Source organism: Cryobacterium mannosilyticum, from assembly GCF_004402705.1.
In the GTDB taxonomy this organism is placed as follows: Bacteria; Actinomycetota; Actinomycetes; order Actinomycetales; family Microbacteriaceae; genus Cryobacterium; species Cryobacterium mannosilyticum.
Genome location: NZ_SOFM01000010.1, coordinates 64,141 through 88,345, shown reverse-complemented (window position 1 = coordinate 88,345; position 24,205 = coordinate 64,141). Strand labels below are relative to the sequence as shown.

27 protein-coding genes are annotated in these 24,205 nt (G+C 68.3%); 16 read left to right on the top strand and 11 right to left on the bottom strand.

From position 1 onward, the window contains the following. Nucleotides 1–42: 42 nt before the first annotated feature. Nucleotides 43–411 (bottom strand): thioredoxin, encoded by a 369-nt coding sequence (gene trxA, locus E3O32_RS04305; protein WP_134507300.1) that lies wholly within the window; start codon nucleotides 409–411, stop codon nucleotides 43–45. 158 nt (nucleotides 412–569) lie between these two features. On the opposite strand from trxA, the gene E3O32_RS04300 reads away from it, so the two are divergent. Genes E3O32_RS04300 through E3O32_RS04285 form a run of 4 tightly spaced genes read left to right on the top strand, consistent with a single transcriptional unit; the run spans nucleotide 570 to nucleotide 4,069 of the window. Beyond that, nucleotides 570–1,931, top strand: a complete 1,362-nt coding sequence (locus tag E3O32_RS04300; protein ID WP_134507299.1) for an MBL fold metallo-hydrolase — start codon at nucleotides 570–572, stop codon at nucleotides 1,929–1,931. Nucleotides 1,932–1,935: 4 nt separating this feature from the next. Beyond that, nucleotides 1,936–3,000, top strand: coding sequence for a HoxN/HupN/NixA family nickel/cobalt transporter (locus E3O32_RS04295; protein WP_198417520.1), 1,065 nt, complete (start codon nucleotides 1,936–1,938; stop codon nucleotides 2,998–3,000). After that, complete coding sequence (locus E3O32_RS04290) at nucleotides 2,997–3,308, top strand: rhodanese-like domain-containing protein (protein WP_134507297.1); 312 nt, start codon at nucleotides 2,997–2,999, stop codon at nucleotides 3,306–3,308. Before E3O32_RS04295 ends, E3O32_RS04290 begins: the two co-directional genes overlap by 4 nt. Further along, on the top strand, nucleotides 3,305–4,069 hold the full coding sequence (locus E3O32_RS04285) for a sulfite exporter TauE/SafE family protein (RefSeq protein WP_134507296.1): 765 nt from the start codon (nucleotides 3,305–3,307) through the stop codon (nucleotides 4,067–4,069). Before E3O32_RS04290 ends, E3O32_RS04285 begins: the two co-directional genes overlap by 4 nt. 22 nt (nucleotides 4,070–4,091) lie before the next feature. On the opposite strand, the gene E3O32_RS04280 is transcribed toward E3O32_RS04285, so the two are convergent. Next, nucleotides 4,092–4,361 (bottom strand): metal-sensitive transcriptional regulator, encoded by a 270-nt coding sequence (locus E3O32_RS04280; protein WP_241974574.1) that lies wholly within the window; start codon nucleotides 4,359–4,361, stop codon nucleotides 4,092–4,094. 251 nt (nucleotides 4,362–4,612) lie between these two features. Between E3O32_RS04280 and E3O32_RS04275 the strand changes: the two genes are divergently transcribed. The 6 genes from E3O32_RS04275 to E3O32_RS04250 all read left to right on the top strand — a co-directional run bounded on the left by E3O32_RS04275 (nucleotide 4,613) and on the right by E3O32_RS04250 (nucleotide 8,965). After that, nucleotides 4,613–5,170, top strand: a complete 558-nt coding sequence (locus E3O32_RS04275) for a hypothetical protein (RefSeq protein ID WP_241974560.1) — start codon at nucleotides 4,613–4,615, stop codon at nucleotides 5,168–5,170. Then, nucleotides 5,167–5,676, top strand: coding sequence for a hypothetical protein (locus E3O32_RS04270; RefSeq protein ID WP_134507294.1), 510 nt, complete (start codon nucleotides 5,167–5,169; stop codon nucleotides 5,674–5,676). The genes E3O32_RS04275 and E3O32_RS04270 overlap by 4 nt, the downstream gene beginning before the upstream one ends. Before the next feature lie 79 nt (nucleotides 5,677–5,755). Continuing rightward, complete coding sequence (locus E3O32_RS04265) at nucleotides 5,756–6,391, top strand: hypothetical protein (protein WP_134507293.1); 636 nt, start codon at nucleotides 5,756–5,758, stop codon at nucleotides 6,389–6,391. Between the two features lie 159 nt (nucleotides 6,392–6,550). Then, the gene (locus E3O32_RS04260; protein ID WP_134507292.1) at nucleotides 6,551–7,132 is read left to right on the top strand and encodes a copper resistance CopC family protein; all 582 of its coding nucleotides are present in this window, start codon (nucleotides 6,551–6,553) and stop codon (nucleotides 7,130–7,132) included. A 73-nt stretch (nucleotides 7,133–7,205) separates the two neighbouring features. Then, on the top strand, nucleotides 7,206–7,739 hold the full coding sequence (locus E3O32_RS04255) for a copper chaperone PCu(A)C (protein ID WP_134507291.1): 534 nt from the start codon (nucleotides 7,206–7,208) through the stop codon (nucleotides 7,737–7,739). Next, a complete protein-coding gene (locus E3O32_RS04250) occupies nucleotides 7,739–8,965 on the top strand; it encodes a Dyp-type peroxidase (RefSeq protein ID WP_134507290.1) in 1,227 nt (408 codons plus the stop codon). The genes E3O32_RS04255 and E3O32_RS04250 overlap by 1 nt, the downstream gene beginning before the upstream one ends. A gap of 147 nt (nucleotides 8,966–9,112) precedes the next feature. Here the strand turns inward: E3O32_RS04250 and E3O32_RS04245 are convergent, their stop codons facing one another. The 3 genes from E3O32_RS04245 to E3O32_RS04235 all read right to left on the bottom strand — a co-directional run bounded on the left by E3O32_RS04245 (nucleotide 9,113) and on the right by E3O32_RS04235 (nucleotide 11,796). Next, nucleotides 9,113–10,693: an alkaline phosphatase PhoX gene (locus E3O32_RS04245; protein WP_134507289.1), complete on the bottom strand. Its 1,581-nt coding sequence runs from the start codon at nucleotides 10,691–10,693 to the stop codon at nucleotides 9,113–9,115. A 93-nt stretch (nucleotides 10,694–10,786) separates the two neighbouring features. Next, nucleotides 10,787–11,107 carry a thioredoxin family protein gene (locus E3O32_RS04240; RefSeq protein ID WP_134507288.1) on the bottom strand — a complete coding sequence of 107 codons (321 nt, stop codon included), beginning with the start codon at nucleotides 11,105–11,107 and terminating at the stop codon, nucleotides 10,787–10,789. Between the two features lie 83 nt (nucleotides 11,108–11,190). Beyond that, entirely contained in the window at nucleotides 11,191–11,796 is a 606-nt protein-coding gene (locus E3O32_RS04235; RefSeq protein ID WP_134507287.1) for a TetR/AcrR family transcriptional regulator, read from the bottom strand. 74 nt (nucleotides 11,797–11,870) lie between these two features. On the opposite strand from E3O32_RS04235, the gene E3O32_RS04230 reads away from it, so the two are divergent. Then, a complete protein-coding gene (locus E3O32_RS04230) occupies nucleotides 11,871–13,298 on the top strand; it encodes a DHA2 family efflux MFS transporter permease subunit (protein ID WP_166790765.1) in 1,428 nt (475 codons plus the stop codon). Between the two features lie 71 nt (nucleotides 13,299–13,369). Continuing rightward, nucleotides 13,370–14,083 (top strand): DUF4386 domain-containing protein, encoded by a 714-nt coding sequence (locus E3O32_RS04225; RefSeq protein WP_134507285.1) that lies wholly within the window; start codon nucleotides 13,370–13,372, stop codon nucleotides 14,081–14,083. 88 nt (nucleotides 14,084–14,171) lie between these two features. Here E3O32_RS04225 and E3O32_RS04220 read toward each other — a convergent pair whose 3' ends face one another. From E3O32_RS04220 to E3O32_RS04210, 3 genes are read right to left on the bottom strand one after another with little or no spacing between them, the layout of a single operon-like run. Beyond that, a complete protein-coding gene (locus E3O32_RS04220) occupies nucleotides 14,172–14,861 on the bottom strand; it encodes a hypothetical protein (RefSeq protein WP_134507284.1) in 690 nt (229 codons plus the stop codon). Continuing rightward, nucleotides 14,858–15,310 (bottom strand): DUF6114 domain-containing protein, encoded by a 453-nt coding sequence (locus E3O32_RS04215; protein WP_241974558.1) that lies wholly within the window; start codon nucleotides 15,308–15,310, stop codon nucleotides 14,858–14,860. Before E3O32_RS04215 ends, E3O32_RS04220 begins: the two co-directional genes overlap by 4 nt. Nucleotides 15,311–15,342: 32 nt before the next feature. Further along, nucleotides 15,343–15,939: a DUF6230 family protein gene (locus E3O32_RS04210; protein WP_134507283.1), complete on the bottom strand. Its 597-nt coding sequence runs from the start codon at nucleotides 15,937–15,939 to the stop codon at nucleotides 15,343–15,345. Nucleotides 15,940–16,141: 202 nt separating this feature from the next. On the opposite strand from E3O32_RS04210, the gene E3O32_RS04205 reads away from it, so the two are divergent. Then, complete coding sequence (locus E3O32_RS04205) at nucleotides 16,142–16,738, top strand: TetR/AcrR family transcriptional regulator (RefSeq protein WP_134507282.1); 597 nt, start codon at nucleotides 16,142–16,144, stop codon at nucleotides 16,736–16,738. Between the two features lie 84 nt (nucleotides 16,739–16,822). Here E3O32_RS04205 and E3O32_RS04200 read toward each other — a convergent pair whose 3' ends face one another. Continuing rightward, complete coding sequence (locus E3O32_RS04200) at nucleotides 16,823–18,643, bottom strand: DEAD/DEAH box helicase (RefSeq protein ID WP_134507281.1); 1,821 nt, start codon at nucleotides 18,641–18,643, stop codon at nucleotides 16,823–16,825. Between the two features lie 157 nt (nucleotides 18,644–18,800). On the opposite strand from E3O32_RS04200, the gene E3O32_RS04195 reads away from it, so the two are divergent. Both E3O32_RS04195 and E3O32_RS04190 read left to right on the top strand, forming a co-directional pair. Further along, entirely contained in the window at nucleotides 18,801–20,672 is a 1,872-nt protein-coding gene (locus E3O32_RS04195) for a PA domain-containing protein (RefSeq protein ID WP_134507280.1), read from the top strand. A gap of 77 nt (nucleotides 20,673–20,749) precedes the next feature. After that, nucleotides 20,750–22,438 carry a long-chain-fatty-acid--CoA ligase gene (locus E3O32_RS04190; protein WP_134507279.1) on the top strand — a complete coding sequence of 563 codons (1,689 nt, stop codon included), beginning with the start codon at nucleotides 20,750–20,752 and terminating at the stop codon, nucleotides 22,436–22,438. 64 nt (nucleotides 22,439–22,502) lie between these two features. Here the strand turns inward: E3O32_RS04190 and E3O32_RS04185 are convergent, their stop codons facing one another. Continuing rightward, on the bottom strand, nucleotides 22,503–23,021 hold the full coding sequence (locus E3O32_RS04185; RefSeq protein ID WP_134507278.1) for a DNA alkylation repair protein: 519 nt from the start codon (nucleotides 23,019–23,021) through the stop codon (nucleotides 22,503–22,505). A gap of 108 nt (nucleotides 23,022–23,129) precedes the next feature. Here E3O32_RS04185 and E3O32_RS04180 point away from each other — a divergent pair, with 108 nt between their 5' ends. Continuing rightward, nucleotides 23,130–23,456: an antibiotic biosynthesis monooxygenase family protein gene (locus E3O32_RS04180; protein WP_134507277.1), complete on the top strand. Its 327-nt coding sequence runs from the start codon at nucleotides 23,130–23,132 to the stop codon at nucleotides 23,454–23,456. Nucleotides 23,457–23,668: 212 nt separating this feature from the next. Here the strand turns inward: E3O32_RS04180 and E3O32_RS04175 are convergent, their stop codons facing one another. Continuing rightward, nucleotides 23,669–24,094, bottom strand: coding sequence for a universal stress protein (locus tag E3O32_RS04175; RefSeq protein ID WP_134507276.1), 426 nt, complete (start codon nucleotides 24,092–24,094; stop codon nucleotides 23,669–23,671). Nucleotides 24,095–24,205 lie beyond the last annotated feature (111 nt).

Sequence of the window (24,205 nt, the reverse complement as noted above, 5' to 3'; positions counted from 1 at the left end):
GGGCTGCGGGGAGGCTCACGATACTGCGTGGCGGACGACGCGTCAGGCGGAGGCTTGCTGGGCGGCGACGCTGGCGTGTACGGCCGCCATGTCCAGGTTCTGGACTCCGGCGATCACCTCGTCCAGGGAGGCGGCGTTGAGCGCTCCGGGCTGGGAGAACACGAGGACCTTGTCGCGGAACGCCATCAGGGTCGGAATGGAACGGATGCCGGCTGCGGCGGCCAGACCCTGTTCGGCCTCGGTGTCGACCTTGGCGAACACGATTTCCGGGTGCTTCTCCGACGCAGCGGTGAAGGTCGGCGCGAACATGCGGCACGGGCCGCACCAGCCGGCCCAGAAATCCACGAGCACGATGCTGTTGTCGGTGATGGTCTCGTCGAACGTCTTTTCGGTGATGTCAATGGTAGCCATGCGACCAGAATATACCCTATGGGGTATAACCACAAATACCAGGCAGGGTATTAGCGCAGGGGTGACGACGGTGGTGTCCGACTTGCAAATAGATACCCCTGGGGGTATGTTGTGAACGGTAGGACCGATCCGCATTGAGACCTGGAGGACTTCGAACCATGGATGTCATCGTTATCGAAACCCCGCAATTGGGAGACCGCAGCTACCTGGTGCATGACGGCGCTGTCGCGCTGGTCATCGACCCTCAGCGTGATACCGACCGGGTGGACGCCGTCGCCCGCGAGACCGGGGTCGTGATCACGCACGTCGCCGAGACCCACCTGCACAACGACTACGTGACCGGGGGTTACGAGCTCGCCAGGGCGCACGGCGCACAGTACCTGGTCAACGTCGCCGACCCGGTGAAATTCGACCGGGAACCGGTCACGGACGGCCAGGTCATCCAGGTCGGCAACCTCAGCGTCACCGTCGTCGCCACCCCCGGGCACACGCACACCCACGTCTCGTATATCGTCAGCGACGGCACCACCGAGGCCGTGTTCTCCGGGGGAAGCCTGCTGTTCGGATCTGTCGGCCGCACCGACCTGGTTGCCGCCACGGACACGGTCGGGCTCACCCACGACCAGTACGCGTCCGTGCGCAGGCTCGTCCACGAAGCCGAACACGACGCCGCGCTGTTCCCGACGCACGGTTTCGGCTCGTTCTGCTCCAGCGGCCCCGCCACCGGAGCCGGCTCATCCACCATCGGCGAGCAGCTCACGGCCAACCACGCCCTGACCGACGCCGACGAGGAGCACTTCGTCGCCGACCTGATCGCCAACCTCACCGCCTACCCGTCGTACTATGCGCACATGGCCCCGGCCAACACCCAGGGTCCGGGCCCGGCGAACCTCCAGGTGCCCGAATCGCTGGATGCCGCCGAACTGGCCCGGAGGCTGGCCGACGGCGAATGGGTCGTCGATCTGCGCAACCGGGTCGCATTCTCCAGCAACCACCTGCAGGGTGCAGTGAGCTTTGAATACGGCAACGGTTCCAACTTCACCACCTACCTCGGCTGGGTGCTGCCCTGGAACGAGCAGCTCACCCTCGTCGGCGCGCACGCCGACGTCGAGGACGCGATCCGTGACCTGTCCCGGATCGGCATCGACTCGCCGGACGCCGCCATCGGCACCGAGCCGCACGCCCTGGCCCCGGATGCCCCGGTCGCCTCGTACCCGCGCGTGGGCTGGACAGAACTGCTGCGCGACCGCGCCGCCGGCGACGTCCTGCTGGACACGCGACGCACCGACGAATTCGGCGACTCCCACCTGCTGGGCGCGATGAACGTGCCCCTCCACGAGCTCCTCTCCCGGATGGATGACATCCCGGCCGGCACGATCTGGGTCCACTGCGGGTCCGGTTACCGCGCCGGGGTCGCCGCGAGCCTCCTGCAGCGCGCAGGCCGGGACGTCGTGCACGTCGACGCGTCCTTCGGCGATGCCGAAGCGGCCGGACTGCCGATGGCCGAGCAAACCGTCTAGCACCGTGTCGGTGCTCCGAACGGCATTCCACCCGGCCGAGAAGCGAAGCCTCCTCGGCATGGGTGCGGCCGTGGGTGCCCTCCACCTGATCGGCTGGGGGGCACTGTTCGCCCTCGTCCTGCCTGACCTGGCCCGGTCCGGCGGCAACCCCGCGGTACTGCTCGGCCTGGCCGTCAGCGCCTACCTGCTCGGAGTCCGGCACGCCTTCGACGCCGACCACATCGTCGCCATCGACAACACCACCCGCCGGCTGGTCGCCGCGGGGCGCCGGCCGGTGTCCGTGGGATTCTGGTTCGCCCTCGGCCACTCCACGGTCGTCCTTGCGTCCGTGGTGCTGCTGGTCCTCGGCATCACCGCGTTCGCGGACGGCCTCGCCGATGACGGGTCCGCCCTCCGCCAGATCACCGGGGTCTGGGGCGCCGCGGTGTCCGGGCTCTTCCTCATCCTGATGGGAGCGCTCAACCTGTCCTCCCTGCAGGGCCTGCGACAGGTGCTCCGCGACATCCGCACGGGCCGGTTCGTGCAAAGCGACCTGGACCGCCACCTGGACAACCGCGGCCTGATCAACAGGATCCTCCGGCCGATGTCCCGGCTCGTCGACGCTCCCTGGAAGATGTTCCCGGTCGGGGTGCTCTTCGGCCTCGGCCTCGACACGGCCGCATCGATCAGCCTGTTCGTTTTCGCTGGGGTGCTCACGCCGAACCTGCCCTGGTATGCCGCGACGGTGCTCCCCGTCGTCTTCATGGCCGGAATGGCGTTGTTCGACAGCGCGGACGGCATCCTGATGAACCACGTCTACCGCTGGGCCTCCACCGACCCACTGCGCAAGGTCTACTACAACCTCATCGTGACCGGGGTGTCCGTGTTCGTCGCCTTCTTCGTCGGGGGGATGGGCCTGATGTCCATGCTCACCGATCTGGGCGTCGGCGGGGGAGCCCCTGGCCTCATCGCGGCCATCGACCTCAATTCCCTGGGAGCAATCCTGATCGGCGTCTGTGCGCTGGCCTGGCTCACCGGGGTCCTGTGGTGGAGATACCGCACCCACCCCTCATTAGAAAGGCATTCATGATGGAACTCACTCCCCAGCAGGTGTCCACCCGACTCGCTGACGCCCAGATCATCGACGTCCGAGAAACCGAAGAACTGGTCGACGGGATGATTCCCGGCGCCCGGCACATCCCGCTGGGGCTCATCCCCGACAGCCACGCGGCTCTGGAATCGACCCGGCCCGTCATTCTCGTCTGCCGGAGCGGGCGTCGAAGCGCCGCCGCCGCGGACCACCTGGCCGAGGCAGGATTCGATGCGCACACGATGACGGGAGGCATGCTCGAGTGGGCGGCCGTGGGCCTCCCGATGGTTCTGCCCCAGCTTCCGTGATCGTCACTGCCCTCGTCCTGGGCCTGATCGTCGGGGCGCTGCTGGGCCTGGTCGGCGGGGGTGGGTCGATTCTCGCTGTCCCCGCCCTCGTCTATGGCGTCGGCCTGCCGCTGTCGGAGGCCATCCCGACGTCCCTGATCGTGGTGGGCGCGGCATCTGCCGTAGCGGTGCTCCCGCGGCTCCGGCGCGGCGTGAACTGGCGTCTCGCCATCATCGTCGGCGCGGCCGGTGTGGCCACCGCCTACCTGGGTACGATGGTGAACCGGATGCTCGACCAGCGGGTGCTGCTCGGGGCATTCGCCGTGATCATGGTCATCGCCGGCGTGAGGATGCTCCTGCCGACCAGGTCGGCCGGGGGGCCCTGCGCCCTTCCCGGTGGAGGCGTCCACTGGCGCAGTTGCCTGCCCAGGGCACTGGCCACGGGTGCCGTTGTCGGGTTTCTGACCGGACTGCTCGGCGTCGGTGGGGGATTCCTCATCGTGCCGGCGCTCACGTTGGTCCTCGGCCTGCCGATGGGCGTGACGGTCGGCACCTCGTTGGTCATCATCCTCATCAACTCCGTCGCCGGATTCGCCGCCCACCTTGGCGACGTCCAGATCGACTGGGCCGTCACGGGCGCGTTCGCCGCATCTGCCATGGCCGCGTCCCTGGTGGCGGGCCGACTCGGTCGAGGCCTGTCCGATACGGTCCTCAAGCGGGGCTTCGCTGTCCTAGTGCTCGGCGTCGCCGTCTATGTGGCCGTGCAGGCGCTGATCGGCTAGCCGTGCATCCTACGCAGCTGGGCTAGGAGAGGGCCAGGAACAACTTCTCGAGCTCCTCGACCCGGAGCGGCTTCCTGGCGCCATCCGTGCCCGTGCCTGTGTCTGTGCCGGTGTCGGTGAGACATTCCTTCATCGCGGTGGAGATGATCGTGAAGCCCGCGCGGTCGATTGCGCTGGACACCGCCGCGAGTTGGGTGACGACGGCCCGGCAGTCCGCTCCGGATTCGACGGCGGCGATGACCGCGGCCAACTGTCCCTGGGCGCGCTTGAGCCGGTTGACGGTCTTGCGCAGGTCGTCGGGCTTCGTCGGTGCGGGGGCGGCAGCGGTCGGCTGGTCGCGGGGGGATGCCGAGGGGCCCGCAGGGTGCGGCGCGGAGTCTGGTGACGATCCCATTCGGTGCTCCTGTGCTGGTGATGTGGTGTCGACGGGAGGGGTGCCCGGTCGAGGTTGACCCTCAACAGAATACCCCGTACGGTATAAAATACCCCTTAGGGTATCGATTCTTTTCCGGTATTCACTTCCACCCTGTGATGAGGCCAGCGATGCAGAGTATACGAACCGCCGCCGTCGACCCGGGACGGTCGCCGGCGTCACGGCTGGCAGGTTCCTTCCTGATCGCGGGCGGGTCCCTTCGCCGCTGGCCGGCTCGCCGCTGGTGGGTCGCCCTGGCCGCCGCGGTCGGCACCTACCTGGTGATCGCGATTCCCACCGACCTCATCGACACGCCGTTCTTCGCCCGCGAGGTTGCCCCGACGGCCTGGTCCTGGCCGCTGCTCGCCGTGAGCGCGATCCTCGCCGGGCTCGTGTCTGCCACCTACGTCGCCTACCCGGACGGGGCGACGCCCAGTCGTTCGGAGGGGCGCCTCGGCCTGGCCGGCTGGATGATCACCTTCTTCGCGGTCGGGTGCCCCGTCTGCAACAAGATCGTGCTCCTGGCCCTCGGGGCAAGCGGGGCGCTGCAATTCTTCGAGCCGGTGCAGCCGTACCTCGCCGGGGCATCCATCGTCCTGCTTGGTTGGGCGTTGCACGCGCGCCTCACCCGGGAGAGTTCCTGCGGCCTCGCCGCGGCCGAGCCCGACAGGGAGTCAGTCAGCGCATGAACATTCCCGGCGCGTTCACAGAACTGCGAACCTGGCCCGCCAGGCGGCGGATGATCGCGGGCGGCGTCTCCGCTTTGGTGGTCGGTGCGCTGGTGGTCGCCGCGGGCACCGTGGGATTCGCCGGTGGATCGGTCACGTTCCCCGGTTCGTGGTGGGGCTACCTTGTCGTCGCCGCGGGGTCGGGCCTGGTCGGCCTCATCGTCGCCGGGTATTTCGACGCCCCGATCGGCGCGGCGGCGACGATGTGCGATCTGCGCTGGCCCGTGCTCGGTGTGATCTCGCTCTATCTCTCGACCGACCTGCGCACGACGGTGCCGCTGCTGGCCGAATTCGTTCGGCCGGTCGTGGCGGTCGCCGCGATCGCCTTGCTTGTCTGGGCGCTGCTCGAGCGGCTCGCGAGCGAATACCGCGCCGTGGCCGACCGGGATCGTTCCGAGATGGCGGGTGCCGACGGTGAAGTCTGCACAACTTGTCGGCCGCTCTTCCCGAACTCCTCCGGCAGATAGCCTCCGGAAGCTCGACTCGCTAGGGTTGTCGGAGCAGGACATTCTCCAATCGGAGAAGATTCATCGTTCGGGAGATCAGATGTCGTCACGGTGGGGGAGGTTCGTCCGGGGCTGGCTCACGGCGTCTTTCGCCGTGTTCGTGGCGGCCTTCTCCCACCTTGTGGCCGGTGGCGCGGCGCCGGGGCTGATGAGCCTCGTGCTCGCCCTGGCGTTCTCCGGCATGGCCTGCGTCGCGTTGGCGGGGAAGACCCTCTCCGTGCTGCGGTCGACGTTCTCCGTGGCATTCAGCCAGATCGTCTTCCATATGCTGTTCGGCCTTGGGTCCGGCGGCGCAACGTCGCTCGTCATGGCCGGGTCGGGCCACCACGCTCCCGTGACGATGACACCCGGTGCCGTGGCCGCGGTCGACTCCATGGCCATGTCCACCGCAGGGGCCGTGGGTGTCGACGCGTGGATGTGGGCCGCCCACGGCGCCGCCGCGGTGTTGACGATCCTCGCCCTTCACCGGGGCGAGAAGGCCTTCTGGTTCCTCGTCGATCTCGCAGCATCGGGCCTCGCCGTGGTGCTCCACTGGGGCGGCGACCTCGTGCCCGTAGCCGTACGCGCCGCGCGGGCCCCCGTCGTCGCGGCCGATGACTTCGTGCTGACTCCGTTCGACCTCTTGCGGTCAAGCCTCACCCGCCGTGGCCCACCGGCGACACGCATCGCCTTCTGACCACTTTTCGGATCACCCCGCACCCTGCGCCGCCGCGACAGTCGGCAACGCCGCAGCCGTCCCTCCCGTCGAACCGGCGGGCCGGCCCGCGCAATCGGTGCGCCGAACCCGAATGACCGGTTGCGAGCCTGCTCGCGCCGCTGACCCCGGAGGCTCACCATGTCCGACCCCACACGATCCCGCTGGGCAGGCGGTGCCCTCGCGACCGTCGCCCTCACACTCTTCCTCGTCGTGAACTCCGCGGTGACCGCGAGTGCCCACGACCAGATCCGGTCGACGACTCCCGCTGACGGGCAGCAGGTCACGGCCGCGCCGACGGAGGTGACCCTGCGTTTCACTGAGGACGTGCTGAGCATCGGTGCAGTCGTCCTCGTCGTCGACGGCCACGGCACCGACTGGACCGACGGGAAGGTGCGGCTCGAGGGGATCGAGGCCACCCAGGGGCTCAAGCCTGGAGCCCCTGACGGTGCCTACCAGGTGCGCTGGCGGGTCGTCTCGGCCGACGGGCATCCCGTTTCCGGGGCCTTCGCCTTCTCGGTCGGAGCGCTCGCGCCGACGGACCCCACCGCGCCGACGACCGCAACCGCGAAACCGGCCGTGGTCGACTCGGCCGGGGAGCCCGCTGTCGACGGCGGAATCCCCACCGTCGTCGTCGGGATCATCGGCGCCTCGACCGGAATCGCGCTCTTCGCGCTCGTCTCGTTCCTTGTTCGGCGGCGAACGGGCCGCCGCCACCCCTGAATCTCCGCCGGGCCCGCACCGCGGGACCGCCGAACCGACACCAACACCACCGCGCCACCAAGGAGAACTCCCCATGAAGACCAGCACAATCACCGGTCGGCTCGCCGTCGGCACCGTCGTCCTGATCCTCGCCCTCACCGGCTGTGCCGGCACCGGCGCGGGCCCGGCGACCCCGACGCCGACCGCGGCCTCAGACACGCTGAGCGTCACGGATGCCTGGGTGAAGGCCGCCGACACCGGGATGTCCGGCGCCTTCGGCATCCTCGAAAACTCGGGCACGGAGGACCTGACCGTCGTATCGGCCGAGTCCCCGGCGGCGAGCATGCTCGAGTTGCACGAGACCGTCCCCAACGACACGGGGGACATGGTCATGCGGAAGAAGGAGGACGGATTCGTCGTGCCGGCCGGCGGCACCCTCGAACTCGCTCCCGGCGGCAATCACATCATGCTGATGGCGCTGACGGGACCGATCAAAGCCGGCGACGAGATCACAGTCATCCTGACGCTCTCGGACGGTTCCACCCACGGGTTCGCCGCGGCTGCCAAGGACTACTCCGGCGCCAACGAGACGTACTCGGGCGCGAAGACCATGGACACGAAGAAGTAATGACCACGGGCCAGCAGCCATCGACGGCTCGGGGACTCAGCAGACGGCACCTCCTCCTGGGCGGTGCCGCCGCGGGAATCGGCGCGGCCGGAGCCATCGGCATCGATCTCGCCGGCAAAGCCGGAGCGTCGTCGTCAGCCGTTGTTGTGCCGCTCAACGGCGCGGAGACCGTGCCCTTCTTCGGCCTCCACCAGGCAGGCATCGAGACACCGCCTCAGGCCCACGCCAGCCTGGTCGCGCTGAACCTGCGCGACACCGTCGACCGCGCTGCGCTCACCCGGATGATGCGCATCCTGACCGGGGACGCGGCCCGCCTCACCCAGGGCGAGGGCGCACTGGCCGACTCCGAGCCCGAACTCGCGGTCACCCCCGCGCGCCTGACCATCACCTTCGGCTTCGGACCCGGCCTGGTGTCACGCGCGGCGGGGGAGGCGCCCGGTTGGCTGCGGCCCCTGCCGGCCTTCGGCGTCGACCGGCTCGACCCGGCGTGGAGCGGCGGCGATCTCCTGATCCAGGTCGCCGCCGACGATCCGGTCACGATTGCGCACTCGACCCGGATGCTCCTCAAGGACCTGCGTTCCTTTGCCACGATCCACTGGGTTCAGACCGGGTTCCGGCGAGCATCGGGCTCCGAGAAGCCGGGAACGACGATGCGAAACCTGTTCGGCCAGGTCGATGGCACCGTGAACCCGGTCCCCGGCACGGACGATTTCGAGCGGCTGGTCTGGGCGACCACCGACAACCCGGGCTGGCTGGCCGGAGGCACGGGCTTCGTGCTCCGCCGGATCAGCATGGACCTCGACAAATGGGACAGGCTCGACCGCGCCGGCCGCGAATCCGCTCTCGGTCGGACACTGGCCACGGGGGCGCCGCTGACCGGCACGAAGGAACAAGACGAACCGGATTTCACGGCGACGACACCGCTCGGGTTCCCGATCATTCCCGAGTACTCCCACCTGCGGCGTGCCCGGTCGGAGAACAGGGCGGAGCGGATCGTCCGGCGCGGCTACAACTACGACGAGGTGCCCGCCGGGGAGGGCGTTTCCAACTCCGGCCTCCTTTTCGTCTCGTTCCAGTCCGACGTGGACCGTCAATTCGTTCCCCTCCAGCAGCGCCTCGACACACTCGACCTGCTCAACGAGTGGACGACCCCGATCGGGTCCGCCGTGTTCGCGATCCCGCCGGGGTGTTCGCCCGGCGGTTACATCGGTGACACTCTCTTCTAGCGCCTTCGCCGCCGCGATCGGCGCCAGTGTCGCCCGACTTCGTCGCCGCCGGATCGTCGGGGTCGATTGCCCGGCGCAGAGCGATGCCCCGGTCGCTGGCGGCAACCGGGGCATCGTCCTAATCGTGGGGAGCGGGCTGGGCGGCGCCTAGTCCCGGTCGTTCTTGCCGTCGTGCCGGTCGGCGCCGTGCGAGTCCGCGTCGGCCGCGGTGTGCAGCTCCCAGGTCACATTGTCGCCGTGCTGCTGGGTCCAGAACGTGCGCCATTCGCCGGTCATCAGCTGCGGGATCTGGGCGCCGAGGATTCCCTCGGCCGTTGCGTCGCCGTTTGAGACGTGGATGCCCGTGATCTCGTTGTCACCGTCGTTGTAGCCGGGGCTGGTGTTGTGATCGTAGGTCGCGGAGGCGTCGCGGCCCTCGGCCAGCCAGCGCACGGCTTCCGGACCCTTCTTGCCGTTCCTGGCCAGGTCCAGCAGGTAGCCGGAGTCGAGGGCGTCGCGCTGGGTGTGCAGCAAGTCGCCGGCATCTTCCACCACGAGCAGCTTGTCCCTGGTCGCGAACTGGATGTTGTCCAGGCCCGTGTGTTCGACGTCGCCGAGGAAGACAGGGGACAGTTTGCCGGTCTGCGCGGTCGGCGAGGACTGGCTCAGGCGGAACACGCCGCCATAGGCTCCGGGGAGGGTGCTGCGCGTGTCGGTGTCCCCGGTCTCGGTGAAGTAGAACTCGCCGAACTTGGTGCCCGGGCGGAAGACGCCGTTCTCGGGGCGCTTGAACGGGGTCGCGCCGGCCGCGGCCGCCGCGGCGGTCGCGCCGTTGTCGGCGCCAGGGGTGACCGTGACCCACTTCGTATCGAACGATGCACCGTAGCTGTGCAGGTCGGTGACGAACTGGTCGGACGGGTTGTCCGCCAACTGTGCGGCCGTGACTGCGGAGCCGTCGGTGCGGCTGACCTGCAGGGCCTGCAGGGTGCCGGTGGACAGGTCGCCCGCCTTCGTCGGCGTGAACCGGTAGACGTAGCTGTTGGGCACTTTGCCGCCGGCAGACTTGGCGCCGCCGATGTCCTCGACCAGCCAGACATTGCCTGCTGAGTCATTTTGGATGCCCTCATAGCCGCCGGAACCGAGCGCCGGGAGGGGGACGATCTTGCCGTCGACCGGGTCGCCGTTGTCGTCGAGGGTGATGCCGAAGACGCCACCCTTCGGTGCCGCGGCCTCAGCGGCCAGGAGGAGCTGGTGGGTGAACGGATCCCAGGTGATGCCGTCGAAGGTGGGAACGGCGGCCCCATCGGACCGGGTGTCGGCAATCAAGGTGACCCGCTTGGCGAGGTCCTTTTCGTCAAGGTTGACCCGGGTGACGTACCCCTGCGGTCCTCCCTCGTGACCCTGGAACAGGTAGTGCTTCCCGCCGAAGTTGAGGTAGACGTTCTTGTCGGGCTCGGTCTTGAACGCCTCTTTCGCATCCTGGGTCAGCGGACCGCCGTTGGAGGTATTGTAGCCGTAGTGCGAGATTCCGCCGTTCGGGTTGGTCAACGGCAGCTGGCCGTAGGCCACCGGGCTCTGCTCAAGGCCCGCGGCGAGAACATTGTTCTGGATGCCGAAGGCGGAGTTCGTTGCGACGCCGGCTTTGGGGGTGTCCGGGGTTGCGGTCGCAGGAAGCGTGGCTGCGGTGAGAACCGCCAGGCCGAGTCCCAGGCCCACTGCCGTGGTCACACCGATTTTCGTGTACTTCATCGTGTCCTCCTTGTGGGGGGGCCTGTGCCCAACCCGCAGACCAGACAAGTCGCCCGAAGTGTCCGCCTGGTGACGGGGACCTGAACAGCAGAATCAGCGCGCGGTGCCCGATCGTTCGCGGATCACGTCGATGAGGTCGTTCGCCGAGGGCACTGCGGCTGGTCCCTGGTCGGTTCGATAGACCCGGCAGGCAAGGTCGGTGACCCGCGCACTCGGCGGGAATGCATCGACTCCGTCCAGCAGAATCGTCGGCGACCCGGCAAACGGAACCTGCGCGGCCTCATCGCTGGAGGTCAGCAGGTGAAAATCGATCACGACGTCGGAGTGCCCGGTCTCGTTCAACGCGTCCCGGAGCGCGACCCCGGCAGCGGCCGAGTTCGGGCAGTCGGGGATATAGAGAATCTCGGCTTTCATACCCCCATTCTGCCCCCTGCCGTCGCAACGCTGCTGAAGCAGGCCGGCCGATCGGAGGGTCCGGGCGGGGGGAGCGGGCTCTTTCAGTCCGCGCGCGGCAGCCGCTCCGCCGGTTCCGTGACGAGGGCAAGGATGGTGGCGGGAAGGAACGCGGCCGCCTGGGTTTCGTTCAGGCGTCCGGCTCGGATCTCGGCGGCCGCGCCGTGGACTATCGCGAAGTAGCACGCGGTGAGCCATTCGACGGGCTGGTCGGTGCGGAAGACCCCGGCGGCCTGGCCCCGCTCGATCAGCCGCTGCACCCGGTGCATGGCTTCGTCGTGGTGGTCGCGGACGCGGTCGGTGCCCAGTTCGGCCTCTGCGGCGGCGATGATCCCGCGGGAGTCGTCGACGATCCGCCAGGAGGAGGTGACGAGCAGCTCCAGTGCCTCGCGGGGATCTCCGGTCAGGTCCAGTGGGGCGAGCCGGGCTTCGGCGCGGTGCATGGTCTGGGCGGCGGCGGCCTCGATGAGTTCCGTGCGAGATGAGAAGTGGCCGTAAAGAGTCACTCGCCCGACTCCGGCGGATTGGGCGATCTCTGCCATGCTCGCCCGCGGGTTCGCCGCCAGACAGGACAGGGCCGCGTCGAGGATCGCCGCGCGATTGCGCTGGGAGTCGGCTCGGGGGGTGCGATCTGCCGTTGCTGTGGTCATGACATCACTCTATCTCAAACAGACATGTTGGGGTTATAGTATCTCGTACATTAATGTTTGACTTAGGAGGACCCATGTCGCATCCATCGTTTGTGCAGCGCATCCACCCGCAGACCCAGGCGGCGCCAGGGCGGGGGCGCTGGCTTGCCCTGCTGCTGCTCTGTGCGGCCCAGTTCATGCTCATCCTCGACATCACCGTCATCAATATCGCGTTGCCGCAGATTGCGGGGGAACTGGGCCTCGACAGCGGCTCCGCCAGTTGGGCGATCACCGCCTATGTCATTCCCTTCGGTGGTCTCCTGCTTTTCGGAGGCAGGCTATCTGATCTCCTGGGCTCCCGGCGCGTCTTCCTGGTCGGTCTGATTCTCTTCACCGTCTCGTCACTCCTCGCGGGTTTCGCCGGTTCTGTGGCGGCCCTCCTGCTCGCGCGAGCAGGTCAGGGCATCGGCGCGGCGTTGCTTTCTCCCTCCGCCCTGGCCACCGTGACCGGGAGATTCGCCGGGGCGGAGCGTCACCGCGCGCTGGCCATCTGGGGCGCCGTCGGGGCCGTCGGCGCGGCCGCCGGCGTCCTCGTGGGCGGTCTCCTCACCGACGGGCCGGGCTGGCGCTGGATCTTCTTCATCAACATCCCCGTCGGTGTTGTCGTGGCCATTGTGCTTCCCCTCGTCGTTCCGGCCGTGACGGTTCTCCGCTCCGATCGGCGGATGGACCTGGTCGGCGCGGTCCTCGTGACGCTCGGCGTGGGCAGCCTGATCTACGGAATCACCAGCATCGGCGATACGCGGCAGCCAGTGGGCGGGATTGCCCTGATCATCGCGGCAGTGGTGCTGTTCGCGCTGTTCATCGTGCGCGAACGCAAAGCTGCTGATCCGCTGCTTGATTTCGAAATCCTGGCCCGGCGCCCGGTGCGGGCGGGGATCGTGGTCATGCTCGCCGCGAGCGCGCTGCTCGTCGGCAGCTTCTTCCTGTTGTCCTTCATTCTCCAAAACCACCATGGATGGTCGCCGCTGGTGTCCGGGCTGGCCTTCCTTCCGGTTGCCCTGGCCACCCTCGCCGGGGCCCACCTGTCCGGGCGACTGGTCTCCCATGCCGGCGGCCGAGCGGTTGCGACGAGCGCCTTCGTGTTCGCCGCGATCGGCACGGGGATGGCGGCGCTCACCGTGGACGTGGTCCCGCTCCTGATCACCGGCGTCAGCGTCGCGGCCGTGGGTCTGGGATCATCCTTCGTCGCTGCCACGACGACCGCGATGTCGCAGGCGCAGCCGGACGAGCTGGGGATCACCTCTGCGGTGATCAACACTTTCCACGAACTCGGCGCCGCACTCGGTGTCGCAACCCTGTCCGTCGTCGCCGCGAGCAGTCTCGCCGCACCGCGGACCGTCGACGGGTTCGTGGCGGCCTTTGTGACCGCGGGAGTCGCCGCGGCCGCGGCCGCCCTGGCATCGCTGCTGCTTGTGCCGGCCGGGAAGCCGGCCACCGATACTCCCCGGTTCATGCACTGAGCCGGTTAACACGCTTACGACGTAGCGGTATTTTACTTACAACATAAGTTTATCTGGAGATGGAGATTACGATGACCGCAATCCGACAGGCCGCCGGCGAGATCGACGGGAAAGCACACCCCGTGACAGTGGACTTCAGGGGCTGGCCGCCCCGCATGGCGAGCCTGGTCGCGGGAATCGCCCTGGCGCTGATGGCGGTGCTGGCGGGCTTGGGCAACTTCGGCGCCATAGTTCCTCTTGTGACCCCGGGGGACGCGGAACGAACAGCCCGGGACATCGCCGAGTCGGCGCCGCTGTTCCTCGCCGGCATCGCAAGCTTGTTCGTCGTGACGATTCTCGACGTCATCGTGGCCGGTGCGCTGTACGCGCTGTTCCGGCCGGTGAACCCGGTCGTGTCGGCGGTGGCCGCCTGGGCGCGGGTGGTCTTCGCCGCCGTCTTCATGGTGGCCATCGGTCGGCTCGTGACCGCGTACACGCTCCTGGACCACCCGGTCGCTGCGCTCAACTCGATCGACGCGTTCACCACCATCTGGGTGACCGGCCTCGGCCTCTTCGGTATTCACCTGCTCCTGGTGGGCTACCTGGCCTACCGGTCGGGGTTCATGGCGCGGATCTTCGGCATCCTGCTCTCGGTGGCCGGAATGGGCTATCTGGCGGATGCTGTCGGTACCCTGCTCGTCGACGGCTTCACCGCCGTCTTCGGCCAGTTCCTCTTCGTGGGCGAGGTGGCGCTGATCTTCTGGCTGTTGATCAGGGGCCGCCGGCTTCCCGCGCGTGCGGAATAATCCCTTGAGGTCGGAGTCCGCGGGTGTTCTCCAGGGGGGCAGGCGCGGGCGATGACCTCGGCCCCGGTGCCGCCGCAGCGGGTGCGGCTCAGTGCATCTGCTGGTGGGATGGCGTCAGGGTGATCGAATTCGCGGTCACTCCGACGAGACCGAGGTGCACCTTGAGCAGCGATGGCGGCAACTCGTCGCCCGGGGGAGGGGTGGCCGCGCCGAGCGTGAACGCAGCGCCGTCGAGCAGGGTTCCGGTGACGGAGTCCAGGTAAACCTTCACGTTGCCGCGCAGCTCCATCCGCCCGGAATTCGTGACCAGGGACGGGCCGGTCGCCTTCCGCACGTCGAGAAGGAAGTCGTCGATGACGATGTCGTCGGCCTCGAGCTTGAGTACCGAGGTGCGGCTTCCGTCGGCGAGCGGAACGGTAACGACGCTCACGGCGGTGATCCCGGAGAAGGAGATCGACGATCCTCCGAGCTGGGCGGCCGGCAGGGTGAACGTGGGAGCGCCGGGATCCGCCACGGCCGGCGCGGCCGGTGCCGCGGGGCCGGGCGGCGCCGTGCCCGGAACCGTGCCGAGGCCTCCGGGCAGGTCGCCGAGCGGACTCGGCACCGGGGCCGGTGGCGGCGCCGGGGGAGCGGGGGAACTGCACTCCATGAGCGGAGGAAGGCAGAATCCGGATGATGCGGGAGCCCGCGCCGCCCCGATCCCGGACAGCGAGACGAGGAAGACGACGGCGAGCAGCCCGGTGCCAGGCGCGCGGGCGCGGCCCGTACCGGCGGTCACCGGCGGCGCCGCACGAGCGGGGGCGGCTCCGCCGGCGAGTGCCCGGCGTCGGCGTCGGACGCCGGCGTTTCGGCGCCCGGCTGGCGCGGTGCACGCGGTCTCGGCAGCCACGCCACCGTCAGCACCCCGCCGATGGCGCCGAGGAGCATGCCGATGAAGAACCCGCCGAGGTTGACGCCGATCAGGGAGTAGACCGACACCGACAGTGCGATCACACCGTAGAAGATGCGGTGCACCGGCATCGTCACCGCGAGGATGCCGAGCAGCACGAGCAGGAGCGGGATGATTGTCGCCTGCAGGCCCTCGATTCCGACCTGCACGTGGATCTTGCCCACGTCGAGCTGGCCGGAGAAGAACATCTCCACACCCGCCAGCGAGGTGAGCACGCCTCCCGCGAACGGCCTGCCGCGGCGCCAGGCTCGGAAGGCCGCCCACGGCGAGGTCGTCATGCGCTCGGCCACGTCCGGACGGGCAATCCTGGTCAGAAGCATCCCTTGGACCCGTCCGTGAGCTCAAGGTGCATGCCGGTGAGGGTGAACACCGAGGCCTGGGTGCTCCACGCGGTCTGTTGCAGGCCCGCGATCTTGATGGTGTCGGCATCCTGGGCGAAATCGCCCGCCGAGCCCTTGGGCGCGGTATTGACCGTCGACGCGTCCACGCCGATGCGGATGTTGCCGAAGGTCGAGTCCCCCTTGAGGTCGGTCATGCCGATCTGCAGGTCGGTCGCGGTCGCCGGCTTGCCGCCGCCGCCCGCCGTGATGAGCATGCCGACCTTGCCGAGCGGGGTGTCGGTCACCACGGACTGGCACAGGTCGGCCAGGCTTGCGGAGGTGATGTTGGCGATGGCGACCTGGTGCGGATCGCCGGCCGTGTCGTCGGTGACCCCGGCGTACTGCGAGAAGCCGGTGCCGTCGAGTTGCGAGGCGCTGATCTGGAACTGGCTGCCGGACACCGCGAATGACACGGGCACCGCGCCCTGGGCGACCCCCGCCAGCAGCAGGGTGGACGCGACCGCCACGGGAACCGCGGCCAGTACGATCCGGCCGGGATACGAGCCGGTGAGCTTGGAAATGGTCATAGATCCTCCTTGATCCAGGCCAGGGCGGCCGCCTCGTCGTTATTGACGAAGATGCTAATAAGAGTTGCATGGATCAGGGTGATCTGTCACGCGAATGGGGGTAATTGCCCTTCATCGGGGCCGGGGCGTGCGCGGAAACCGACACGGCGGCACGGGCTCGCGCGGCCGTGGCACCGACCACCCGGGCCGGTAGGCTCGACTCATGCAAGCGGATCGACGCACCCGGCTCAGCCCCGAACAACGGCGCGCCCAGCTCGTGTCGATCGGAGTGGCCTCGCTCGCCGGTCACCCCCTGGAATCGCTCACGATGGAGTATCTGTCCGCCGAGGCGGGAGTGTCGCGCGGGTTGCTCTTCCACTACTTCGTCTCGAAGAAGGGGATGCACCGAGAGGTCGTGCGCACCGCCAGGGACAGCATGCTCCGTGCGACGAAACCGTCCGCCGACCTCCCGCCCGACGACCGGCTGCGGGATACCCTCGAGCGGATCGTGCGCTTCGTGCGCGATCACCGGGGAACGTTCTACTCCCTCGTGCGCGGCGTCGCGAGCGGTGACACGGAGGTGCGGGACGTCGTCGACCAGGCCCGAGCCCTGCAGGCGCAGCGGGTCATCGACGTCCTGCTGGAACTCGGCTTCCCGGATTCCGACATGCTCCGCATCGCCATGCGCTCCTGGGTCGCCTTCGTCGAGGAGATCCTCGTCGAGAGCGCGCTCAATACCGAGATGCCCTCGGCTGAGATCGTGTCGTTCCTGGAGCGCAGCGCGAAGGCGATCGCCGCGTCCGTCGCCCCGGCCGGCTAGCCAGCGTCCCGTCCGGCCCCGACCTGTCACCCCCGTTGAACAGACGGACGCTCCACCCGCAGGTGAAGCGTCCGCCGAACGGGGTCAGTCGCGGCGCGGCTGGCGCGGTGGGCGCTCGGCGCGTCCCTCCCGACGGACGGGTCCGCCACCATCGGCGCGGATCTCGATCAGCTTGCCGCTGATGCGGGTGTTCTCCAGGCGGCCCAGCACATCGCCGGGCATGTCGGCGGGCAGCTCGACGAGCGAGTACTCCGGGTTGATCTGGATGTGACCGAAGTCCTCGCGGCTCAGGCCACCCTCATTGGCGAGGGCGCCGACGATCTGGCGGGGCTCCACCTTGTGGCGCTTGCCGACCTCGATGCGGTACGAGGCCATCGCCCGGTTGTTGTCGCGCGGGCGTCGTTCCACTCGCTCGACGCGCTCTCCGCGTTCGCCGCGGTCGTCACGGCGGTCGTCACGGCGGTCGCCGCGACCGGCGTCGGCGCGGGCACGCTCAGCACGGTCGCCGCGGTCGGCGCGCTCGGGCCGCTGTGCGCGGGCATCCGCCTGGGTGAGCAGCAGGGGAGTCTCGCCCTGGGCGACGACCGCCAGGGCTGCCGCGACATCCGCTTCGGGAACATCGTGGTGCTCGACGTAGTGACCGATGATGTCGCGGAAGGCGCTGATCCGTTCGGCCTGGCCGAGGGCCTCAGTGATGGCGTCGTCGAAACGCGCCAGTCGGGTGACGTTGACGTCCTCGAAGCTCGGCAGCTGCATTTGCGTGAGCGGCTGACGGGTCGCCCGCTCGATCGCGTTGAGTAGGTGACGCTCGCGCGGCGTGACGAAGCTGATCGCGGCGCCGCTGCGCCCGGCGCGGCCGGTGCGGCCGATCCGGTGCACGTACGACTCGGTGTCGATCGGGATGTCGTAGTTGACAACGTGGCTGATGCGGTCGACGTCGAGGCCGCGCGCGGCGACATCCGTTGCGACCAGGATGTCCAGCTTGCCCGACTTGAGCTGGTTGACCGTGCGCTCGCGCTGCACCTGGGCCACGTCGCCGTTGATGGCCGCGGCGGAGTAGCCGCGGGCACGCAGCTTCTCGGCGAGCAGCTCGGTCTCGTTCTTGGTGCGGGTGAAGACGATCATGCCCTCGAAGTTCTCGACCTCGAGGATGCGGGTGAGCGCGTCGACCTTCTGCGGGTACGACACCATCAGGTACCGCTGCGTGGTGTTCGCGGAGGTCGTGGTCTTGTTCTTGATCGTGATCTCTTCGGGGTCGTTCAGGTACTTCTTCGAGATCCGCCGGATCTGCGCCGGCATGGTCGCCGAGAACAGGGCGACCTGCTTGTCGGTGGGGGTGTCGGCGAGGATCGTCTCGACGTCTTCGGCGAAGCCCATCTTGAGCATCTCGTCGGCCTCGTCGAGCACCAGGTACTTCAGCTGGGACAGGTCGAGCGTGCCCTTTTCGAGGTGGTCCATGATGCGGCCGGGGGTGCCGACGACGATGTGCACGCCTCGGCGCAGCGCGGAGAGCTGAACGCCATAGCCCTGTCCGCCGTAGACGGGCAGCACGTGCACGCCGCGCATGTGGGCGGCGTACTTCTCGAACGCCTCGCACACCTGCAGGGCGAGTTCACGGGTCGGCGAGAGGACGAGTGCCTGGGGGGTTTTCTGGGCCAGGTCGAGGCGGGAGAGGATCGGCAGCGCGAAGGCGGCCGTCTTGCCGGTTCCGGTCTGGGCGAGGCCGACCACGTCCCGGCCGGCGAGGAGCGGGGGGATGGTGGCGGCCTGGATGGCCGAGGGGGTTTCGTATCCGACGTCTTTGAGTGCCTTGAGCATTGCATCATTGAGCCCGAGGTCGGAGAAAGTCTTCGCTTCGGGGGCAGTGTCTGCCTCACGCGGCGTGGTGGTATCAGGGGGCGTCATACTACCAACGGTATCGCGTCCGGGTGGTCGCCCGGTGACCGCTTCCGGGCAATCGACCTGATTTATCCGCCGGGGGCCTTCCCGTAGGCACAAGGTCAGTACTACAGTTCCGGTATTCGCCTGAACCGCCCGAGGAACCCAGACCCGAAGGAGTGTCATGGTCAAGTCGTCCGCGATCCGTGCTGCATTGACGATGGTGTCAGTCGCCGCGTTGATCCTCGCCACAACATCCGTTGCCTCAGCGCAACCCGACGAAGACGGTGCGGTGTCGAGCGCCGACGGCGCCCGCGACGCCAGCCAGCACGGCGGTACGGCCGGCCATCTGCCCGCCACCCAGTCAAACGTGGACCTGATTTCCAAGCTGAAGATGAAGAACGCCGTCCCGGAGAAGATCGCCGATGTCGGTGTCTTCAAGGATTACGCCTACCTCGCAGCGTGGGGTGCCGTGACATGTACCTATAACGGCGTGCACGTCGTCGACATCAAGGACCCGGCGAAACCGAAGGAGGTCGCCTTCATTCAGGCCAAGGAGGGCAGTTACCCGGGGGAGGGTATCCAGGCGCTGAGGATTGACACACCCGCCTTCACGGGCGACGTGCTGGTCAGCAATAACGAGAAGTGCAAGGACAAAGTAGGTTTCGGCGGCATGAACCTCTATGACGTGACGAACCCGGCCCACCCCACGCCGCTCGCCGAGGGCGTCGGCGATTCCACAGTGAACGGCCAGGGCAAGAAAGCCGCGAACGAGACCCACAGCGTGTTCGCGTGGGATGCCGGCGACAAGGCCTACGCGGTTATCGTTGACAACGAAGAGGGCACCGACGTCGACATCATGGACATCACCAACCCGAAGAAGCCCTTCCTCACTGCAGAGTACGACTTGGACAAAACCTTTCCGCAGATCCTGCAGAGCGCACCGGCGAACCTGACCGAGGTGTTCCTGCACGACCTGGTGGTGAAGCAGATTGCCGGCAAACAGGTCATGCTCCTGTCCTACTGGGACGCCGGCTACGTCTCCGTCGACATGACCGATGTGCAGAAACCGATCTATCTGGGCGATACGGACTTCACGAATCCCGATCCGCAGCTCCAGGAGGCCGCCGGCCTGATCGAGAAACCGGAGGGCAACGGCCACCAGGGCGAGTTCACGCTCGACAACAGGTACGTCATTGGCGCCGACGAGGACTTCGCACCCAACGGCGCCGAGGGCAGCACGGATGATACGGCGACTGCGTTCCAGATCTCGCAGGGCAGCAATACCCCTCAGTTGCAGGGCGGCGAGTCGCTGACCGGGGACGCCGTCTACGCGGGCCGGGCCTGTGCCGGTGATCCGCTCGTGGTACCGGCGCCGAACACCACCAGCGGCAGGCAGGTCGCGGTCGTCACCCGCGGTCTCTGCACGTTCACGGAGAAGGTGGCCAGCGTGGAAGCGGCCGGCGGCTATGAGGGCATCGTCATTGTCAACCGGGAGGGTTCCGACGGATGCGGCGCGTTCGGCATGAGCGTCGACGGGTCCATCCCCACTTTCTCGGTCGATCGCAAGACCGGATTCGGCCTCTTCGATAGGGCGGCCTTGTACGACAACGCGGCCTGTCTTGCGGGTGCAGGCAGCCTCATTCCAGGCGTGAGCCTGGGCGATATCGGAGACGTCGTCTCGGTCCGCGCGTTCTTCGACGGCTGGGGCTACGTCCACCTCTTCGACAACTCGACGGGGAAGATGGCCGAGCTGGACACGTATGCGATCCCCGAGGCAGAAGACCCGGCCTTCGCGCAGGGGTTCGGCGATCTTTCGGTGCACGAGGTGGCCACGTCCAAGCAGCGGGCTGATCTGGCGTACTTTTCCTACTATTCCGGCGGTTTCCGCGTGGCGAAGATCGTCGACAACAAACTCGTCGAGACCGGCCGCTTCATTGACCAGGGAGGCAACAACATCTGGGGTGTCCAAGTGTTCGAGAGCAATGGCATCGAATATGTTGCCGCGAGCGACCGGGACTCGGGGCTCTACATCTTCCGGTACACCGGCGGCTGAGTCGGGCGATCGCCTGCTTTCCGCATACAGCGTGATCACCGGCGACGGGAGGGACCGGTTCGCGGGAGAATGGGTCCATGGCGAACACTGAGCAGCAGCCCTGGGTGAAGAACTACCAGCCGGGCGTCCCGGCCGAGATCGAATTGCCCACGGAATCGCTGGTGGCGATGTTCGAGCGGTCGGTGGCGGAGGCCGGCGATCATCCGGCGCTGGAGTTCTTCGGTCGCCGCACCAGCTACACCGAACTCGGCGACCAGGTCGACCGTGCCGCGGAGGGGCTGCGGCACCTGGGCGTGCGGGCAGGGGACCGGGTCGCCCTCATCCTGCCGAACTGCCCCCAGCACGTCGTGGCGTTCTACGCGGTGCTGCGGCTGGGCGCGGTCGTGGTCGAGCACAACCCGCTCTACACGTCCCGGGAGCTGCGGCACCAGTTCGAGGACCACCAGGCCCGCGTCGTGATCGCCTGGGACAAGGTGGCGGCATCGGTTCGCGCGTTCCCGGCCGATATCGAGATCGATCATGTGGTCTCGGTCAACCTCCTCAGCGCGTTCCCCCCGGTCAAACGGCTCGCCCTGTACCTGCCGGTGAAGAGCCTGCGGGAGTCCCGTGAGGCGCTCACCGGCGCCGCGCCGGGAACGACGCCGTGGAAGGACCTGCTGGCGCACGGGCACCTCGACCGGGAGCATCCGCGCCCCTCCGTCGACGACCTCGCGGCGATCCAGTACACCTCGGGCACCACCGGCCGGCCCAAGGGTGCCAAGCTCACCCATTTCAACCTCTATGCGAACGCCCTGCAGGGGGAGGCGTGGATGCACGGGGCCGAGTACCGCAAGGAGATCTTTTACGCGATCCTGCCGATGTTCCACGCGTTCGGCATGACGCTGTACCTGACCTACGGCATCCGCAAGCAGGGCCTGCTCGTGCTGTTCCCCAAGTTCGACCCCGATCTCATCCTCGACGCCATGAAGAAGTCGCCCGCGACGGTGTACTGCGCGGTGCCGCCGATCTATGAGCGCACCGCGCTCGCCGCGAAGGAGCGCGGAATCTCGCTGCGCTCCTGCAAGTACTGCATCTCGGGCGCGATGAACCTGCCGGAGCATGTCGTCGAGTTGTGGGAATCGGTCTCAGGCGGGCTGCTCGTCGAGGGCTACGGCATGACCGAATCCTCCCCGGTGGCGCTGGGCAATCCGTTCCATCCCAGCCGCCGCCCCGGCACGATCGGCGTTCCCTTCCCCTCGACCCGGATGAAGGTCGTCGACCTCGACGACCCGACCGCCCTGGTGCCGCAGGGCCAGCCTGGGGAGCTGCTGCTGCAGGGGCCGCAGGTGTTCCAGGGCTACTGGAACAACCCGGAGGAGACCGCGAAGACGCTTCTGCCGGGCGGTTGGCTACGCACCGGCGACATCGTCACCGTCGACGAAGATGGCTTCACCACGATTGTGGACCGGGCCAAGGAACTGGTCATCACCGGCGGGTTCAACGTGTCGCCCTCCGAGGTCGAGGCCGTGCTGCGCCTGCACGCGGATGTCGTCGACGCCGCCGTCTTCGGCAAGCCGCTGGAGCGGGGCGGGGAGATGGTCGTCGCGGCCGTCGAGTTGAAGCCGGGGACGACGCTGGACGAGGAGGCGCAGCGGGCCCACTGCCGCGAGCACCTCGCGGCGTACAAGATCCCGCGGAGGATCGTGCAGATCGAGGACATGCCGCGGTCGATGCTCGGCAAGATCCTGCGCAAACAGGTGCGCGAACAGGTGCTCCCGCTCCTCTGACGGCACCGGCGACGTCGGCCGGCATCGCACAGGAGGATGATCGGGAGGGATCGGCCCAGGCGCCTCAGCCCGCGTGCTCGCTCCCTGCCCGGTCGCCCCCTGCCTGCTCGCGGGCCAGCAGCGCGGCGCGCCGAAGCCACTCATCGCCGTCATTCAACCAGCGGTCCAGCACGGTCTGCGCCCGGGTCCGGCCGGGCGGGTCCAACAGCGCGAGCAACGGTCCGACCACGCCGTCGCCGAGCAGATCGACCAGGACCGGCAGTCGCGCGGCCCGCACGAAGCTTTCGATCCGGGTCAGGTCCGAGTTCTGCAGCATCCGCACTCGCGACTGAAGCAGCACGATCGCCGCGAGACGGCGCTCGAACACCGGCACCGCCCACAGCTCCGAACTCAACGCGGTGATCTCGTCGTGGGTGAGTCCGGGGTAGCGGCGGAGAGCGTCGCGAATCGTTCCCCGCACCGCGCCGACCGATGCGCCGTAGAATCGCAGTTCGCTGCGCAGCCTGGCCTGCTCGGCGCCGGCCCGGTGGGGGTCGCCCTCGCGCTGCAGGGTCGCGTCCACGAACTCGGCGGCGTCACTCATCCGTTCATTCTCTCAACCTTGCGCGACGCGGTGGGCGTCGCAGCTTCGGCACAGCCGGTCGTGCCAGCATGGGAAAGGCTCTGTTGCCACGAACCGAAGGAAGCCCCGATGACGATCATCAAAATCAACGCGATCACCGTTCCCGAAGACGGCGGTGACGAGCTTGCCCGCCGATTCGCCGCGCGGGCCGGCGCCGTCGACGATCGCCCCGGCTTCGAGGGCTTCGAACTGCTGAAGCCCACCGACGATCGCAAGACCTGGCTCGTCGTGACCCGCTGGGCGGACGACGATTCGTTCCAGGCCTGGCTGAATTCGCCGGCGTTCGGCCACGGGCACCGCAGTGAGACGCCCAAGGACGGCGAGCCTGCCCCCCGCCCCGTCGGGGTCAGCAGCGAATTGTGGTCCTACGAGATCGCCGGCGGCTCGCTCGGCTGATCGGGGTCAGCCCCTGACCGGCGCTACTTCGTTGCGGCGACGAACGCCTTCGCCGCGGAGATCGCTGCCGTTCCCGTGGCGCTGGTGCCGTCGCCGTTGTCCATGTCGCCATCAGGTTGACGGCGGAGAGCGTCACGGCGGCGGCGGCGAATTCCAAGATGGTGCGCAGGCCCGTCGGCACCAGCCCGGTGGACATGACCGGCAGGGCACCGCTACGACCGGATGACCAGCACCGGGCACGGGGCATGGTGGATCAGCTGGCTCGAGACCGAGCCGAGGAGCAGCCCGCTGAACCCGCCGAGCCCGCGCGACCCGACGATGAGCAGGTCGGCGCCGTCGGCAGCGTCAAGCAGAACCGATGCCGGGGGTCCCTGGACGATGGTGCCGGTGAGGGCCACCCCGTCGGAAGGGACGGCGTCCAGCGCGACGGCCTGGATCCGCTCGGCGCCGCGCTCTGACCGGTCGTCGATGAACTCACCGTCGACGTCCGCGGTGCGCGGCGGGTAGGACCAGGACGTGATCAGGCGCACCCGGCCGTGGCGGACGCGCGCCTCGTCGACGGCCCAGCGCAGGGCGGAAATCGACTCGGGGGAACCATCGACGCCGACCACGATCAGGAAGGAGCGTTCGTAGTCCATCGGTCCGTCCTTTCAGGCCGGCCGGTGCCGGCCGTGCCAGTGTGTGACTGTTCGCGCGGGCGGTCAAGGGCGACCGTGCGCGATTCCCTGCCGCCACCCGGTGCCACCCGC

Coding starts and splice junctions, on each gene's coding strand:
- E3O32_RS04235 (WP_134507287.1), bottom strand. CDS start 11,796: ATGACCACAGCAACGGCAGATCGCACCCCCCGAGCCGACTCCCAGCGC.
- E3O32_RS04210 (WP_134507283.1), bottom strand. CDS start 15,939: ATGACCATTTCCAAGCTCACCGGCTCGTATCCCGGCCGGATCGTACTG.
- E3O32_RS04200 (WP_134507281.1), bottom strand. CDS start 18,643: ATGACGCCCCCTGATACCACCACGCCGCGTGAGGCAGACACTGCCCCC.
- E3O32_RS04185 (WP_134507278.1), bottom strand. CDS start 23,021: ATGAGTGACGCCGCCGAGTTCGTGGACGCGACCCTGCAGCGCGAGGGC.
- E3O32_RS04245 (WP_134507289.1), bottom strand. CDS start 10,693: ATGAAGTACACGAAAATCGGTGTGACCACGGCAGTGGGCCTGGGACTC.
- E3O32_RS04255 (WP_134507291.1), top strand. CDS start 7,206: ATGAAGACCAGCACAATCACCGGTCGGCTCGCCGTCGGCACCGTCGTC.
- E3O32_RS04290 (WP_134507297.1), top strand. CDS start 2,997: ATGATGGAACTCACTCCCCAGCAGGTGTCCACCCGACTCGCTGACGCC.
- E3O32_RS04205 (WP_134507282.1), top strand. CDS start 16,142: ATGCAAGCGGATCGACGCACCCGGCTCAGCCCCGAACAACGGCGCGCC.
- E3O32_RS04240 (WP_134507288.1), bottom strand. CDS start 11,107: ATGAAAGCCGAGATTCTCTATATCCCCGACTGCCCGAACTCGGCCGCT.
- E3O32_RS04180 (WP_134507277.1), top strand. CDS start 23,130: ATGACGATCATCAAAATCAACGCGATCACCGTTCCCGAAGACGGCGGT.
- trxA (WP_134507300.1), bottom strand. CDS start 411: ATGGCTACCATTGACATCACCGAAAAGACGTTCGACGAGACCATCACC.
- E3O32_RS04225 (WP_134507285.1), top strand. CDS start 13,370: ATGACCGCAATCCGACAGGCCGCCGGCGAGATCGACGGGAAAGCACAC.
- E3O32_RS04270 (WP_134507294.1), top strand. CDS start 5,167: ATGAACATTCCCGGCGCGTTCACAGAACTGCGAACCTGGCCCGCCAGG.
- E3O32_RS04300 (WP_134507299.1), top strand. CDS start 570: ATGGATGTCATCGTTATCGAAACCCCGCAATTGGGAGACCGCAGCTAC.
- E3O32_RS04215 (WP_241974558.1), bottom strand. CDS start 15,310: ATGACGACCTCGCCGTGGGCGGCCTTCCGAGCCTGGCGCCGCGGCAGG.
- E3O32_RS04265 (WP_134507293.1), top strand. CDS start 5,756: ATGTCGTCACGGTGGGGGAGGTTCGTCCGGGGCTGGCTCACGGCGTCT.
- E3O32_RS04190 (WP_134507279.1), top strand. CDS start 20,750: ATGGCGAACACTGAGCAGCAGCCCTGGGTGAAGAACTACCAGCCGGGC.
- E3O32_RS04275 (WP_241974560.1), top strand. CDS start 4,613: ATGCAGAGTATACGAACCGCCGCCGTCGACCCGGGACGGTCGCCGGCG.
- E3O32_RS04230 (WP_166790765.1), top strand. CDS start 11,871: ATGTCGCATCCATCGTTTGTGCAGCGCATCCACCCGCAGACCCAGGCG.
- E3O32_RS04175 (WP_134507276.1), bottom strand. CDS start 24,094: ATGGACTACGAACGCTCCTTCCTGATCGTGGTCGGCGTCGATGGTTCC.
- E3O32_RS04260 (WP_134507292.1), top strand. CDS start 6,551: ATGTCCGACCCCACACGATCCCGCTGGGCAGGCGGTGCCCTCGCGACC.
- E3O32_RS04195 (WP_134507280.1), top strand. CDS start 18,801: ATGGTCAAGTCGTCCGCGATCCGTGCTGCATTGACGATGGTGTCAGTC.
- E3O32_RS04250 (WP_134507290.1), top strand. CDS start 7,739: ATGACCACGGGCCAGCAGCCATCGACGGCTCGGGGACTCAGCAGACGG.